The following is a 3,142-nucleotide window of genomic DNA, read 5'->3' as shown; positions in this document are numbered from 1 at the left end:
GTAGCATATGCCTCGGGAAGGGTGGCGTGGGGGCCTGTGGAGGAGGCGTATAGGCAGATTTACGGGTGAATTTTTTAAATTGGGTGTGCTTGATGCGCCGTGTGTGTGACTGTTGTGTTGCCAACTTTTAACGAGGCGGAGGGGTTGCCTAGGGTGGTGGAGGAGCTTAGGGCGGCGGGGTTTGACAAAATTTTGGTGGTGGATGGGGGATCTACCGACGGGACTGTGGAGGTGGCTAAGTCTCTTGGGGTGGTGGTGGTTAGGCAGGTGGGGAGGGGGAAGGGGATGGCGTTGCGCACGGCGCTTATGTATGTTGACACGCCGTACGTGGCGGTGCTGGACGCGGACTACACGTACCCCCCGTCTGAGCTGAAGAGGCTTCTCGCGCTTTTGAGGTACTACGACTTGGTGCTGGGGGCGAGGCGGGGGGAGATGCCTTTGGTGTACCGCGTGGGGAACCGGGTTATTGGGTGGTTCTTTAACATGCTCTTCGGGGCCGACCTCTCGGATCCCCTTACCGGCATGTACGTGGCGCGGACTGAGTTTCTGCGTCGGCTGTATCTCGAAGCTCGGGGTTTCGACGTGGAGGTGGATATCTTGGCCAAGGCGCTGGCAGAGGGCGGGCGAGTGGCTGAGGTGCCCGTCTCGTACAGGGGGCGGTTGGGTAAGAAGAAGCTGAGGCCGTGGCACGGCTTCCACATCGTGGGGAGGATCTTCTCCCTTGCGTATAGGCTCAACCCGGCGCTTGCCCTGTTTCTGTTTGGAGTCCTCCTCCTTGTGCCGGGGGTGGCGCTGGGGGCTTGGGTGGCTTATAGGCTGTTCTACGCAGGTGTTCCGCACTACATACTTGGGATGGGGGCGTTTATGCTCCTCCTCCTCGGCGGGCTGTCCCTCGCCATGCTCCCCCTCGCGGCTTCTCTAGTTAGGCTCCAGGCGTCGGTGTTTAGGGCGTCTAGGCAGTTGGAGCCGCCGGGGGACGGGTGCCTCCCGCCGCTTGAGCCGGAGGCCCCAGCCGCGGCGCAACAGCCAGCGGCGGGGCCGGGGGAGCCGGAGACCGTATTTGCCCAGGTTGGGAGGGGGTTTGTGGTTGCTTTTATGGCGTTGCTGGGGGCCGCGGCTTATTTCCTGGGGGTGGGAGATATTTCTACTGCAAATAGGCTGGCGGAGTGGGCATACTACGCGCTGGCTGGAGGCGTCCTCTCAATGCTCATAGATCTAGCGCTGGCGGAGAGAAAGACCGATCTCAGGAGGCAGTCGGCGTCGACATGAGGTTTCTATTCGTCTCGCCGCGCTACCCCCCCTACATAGGCGGCGTAGAGTACGTCGTGAAGGCGCTGGCGGAGCGCCTAGCCGCGATGGGACATGACGTCACGGTGCTAGCCGGGGAGCCCGACGCCGAGGCCCCCCGCGAGGAGATCCGAAACGGGGTGAGGGTGGTTAGGTGGCCTACCCTCAGCCCAGGCGGGGCGTACCACATGCCCAGGAAGCGCACCGCCCTCGAGATGTGGCTAGCCGCGCAGAAGCCCGATGTCGTGCACATCCACGGGGTACACGCCGTGTTTACAGTTCACGTAGGGGCGCGCCTGGCGGGGCGCGGGAAAATTGTGCTCTCCCCCCATTACCACGGCGGGGGCCACACATGGTTTAGAGAGCTATTGTGGCGCCTCTACTGGCGCAGAGCCGTGGAGAAGGTCTTTGCAAAAAGCTCCGCCATACACGTAGTCAGCCACGTAGAGGCGGAGAGCTTGGCTAAACACTTCCCAGCCGCAAAAGCCAAGATAAGGATCATCCCCAACGGAGTAGACGAAGACACGTTCAGCTACAGATGGGCGGGGGCCCACAGCGACTACGCTATGTACAGCGGGAGGCTTGAGAAATACAAAAAGCTAGACGAGGCGGCGGCGCTGGTCAGAAAACTCGGCTTGAGGTTTGTAGTAGTGGGGGAGGGCCCCGCAAAGAGACGCCTCGAGAGACACCCATGGGTAGAGGTGAAGCCCTTCCTCACAAGGCGAGACTACCTAACCCTCCTAGCCGGGGCGAGATACGCCATCAACCTAAGCGCCAGGGAGACCTTCAGCGTCTTCGTCGCGGAGGCCCTAACGGTGGGCGTGCCCTCCATCGTCAGCGAGGTGGTGGCCAAGGCCCTTGAGGCCGAAATAGATGGCAGGATGGGCGACGCCGTCGTGGCCACCAAAGCCGCCGTGAGGCCGTGGAGCGAGCTGATGCCACAGTACCTAAAGCTGTATGGCTAGCGGCAAAGTCTTGGTAGTCGCCGAGCGCTACTACCCCGAAGGCGGCGGCGGCGAGCTGGCCACCCACCTAATAATTGGGCTACTAAGCAAGAGATTTGAAATAACCGTCATCACCGGGACAGCCCAGCCCGAGCGGCAACCAGGCGTACGCTACATATACGAGCCCCACCTCGCCCACAAGGCAAAACCCGCCCTCTGGCTAGCCCTCTCCAAACTAGCACGACAGAGGAGGTTCACAGAGTTGCTCAGACAGAGCGACATCCTCTACATCCCCCGCTACTCCTACCCCGTAATCCCAGAGGCAAAGAGGCTGGGGAGGCGCGTCGTGGTGCACCTCCACGGATACGCCCCCCTCTCATACACCTCCGTCGTGCTAGCCCCCTACGAAAAACACAGACGGAGAACGCCGCTGGACGACATATCAATCGAATGCAACAAAACCCCCTGGCACTGCGCCGCCGCCCTCGCCCTGTGGTGGCTCCCCCGACTAGCAAGACGCTGGCTTAGACAATCCGACGTCGTCATATGCACCTCCAGGCGCCACGCCGAAATCATCAAAAACGGCGCCCCCGAGCTCGCAGACAAGATAACAATCGCACACAACCCCCCACCACCCCTAAACCCAGATGGGAGACAGGCCGCGGAGATCCCCACCTTCCTCTACCTAGGAGGCGGAGATCCCATAAAAGGCTTCAAAACCATACTCGAGACGGCGAAGAGGCTAGGCAACGGAGGAAAAAAGGCGAGGCTCTACCTCACAAACCACTACAGCCACAGCAACATAAAAAAGCTAAGAGATCTAGAGAGGAGATACAAAACCCTCGAAATAAAAACCCTCGGCTACATACCACGCCACGAAATAGCCCAACTCTACAAAAAAGCCTGGGCCC

3 protein-coding genes are annotated in these 3,142 nt (G+C 60.7%); all 3 read left to right on the top strand.

From position 1 onward, the window contains the following. Nucleotides 1–99 precede the first annotated feature (99 nt). On the top strand, nt 100–1,269 hold the full coding sequence (locus tag ACP5J3_RS12285; protein ID WP_428495955.1) for a glycosyltransferase family 2 protein: 1,170 nt from the start codon (nt 100–102) through the stop codon (nt 1,267–1,269). Next, nucleotides 1,266–2,252, top strand: coding sequence for a glycosyltransferase family 4 protein (locus ACP5J3_RS12280; protein WP_428495954.1), 987 nt, complete (start codon nt 1,266–1,268; stop codon nt 2,250–2,252). Before ACP5J3_RS12285 ends, ACP5J3_RS12280 begins: the two co-directional genes overlap by 4 nt. Continuing rightward, the coding region (locus ACP5J3_RS12275) for a glycosyltransferase family 4 protein (protein WP_428495953.1) at nt 2,245–3,142 on the top strand (898 nt) is incomplete at its 3' end. The genes ACP5J3_RS12280 and ACP5J3_RS12275, both read left to right, overlap by 8 nt.

Origin of the sequence: Pyrobaculum sp., from assembly GCF_049971835.1 — an archaeon.
Lineage (GTDB): Archaea > Thermoproteota > Thermoprotei > Thermoproteales > Thermoproteaceae > Pyrobaculum.
This window is presented reverse-complemented; position numbering and strand designations above follow the sequence as displayed.

Bases quoted from the DNA above. Each gene is read 5' to 3' on its own strand.
- ACP5J3_RS12280 (WP_428495954.1), top strand. From the start codon at position 1,266: ATGAGGTTTCTATTCGTCTCGCCGCGCTACCCCCCCTACATAGGCGGC.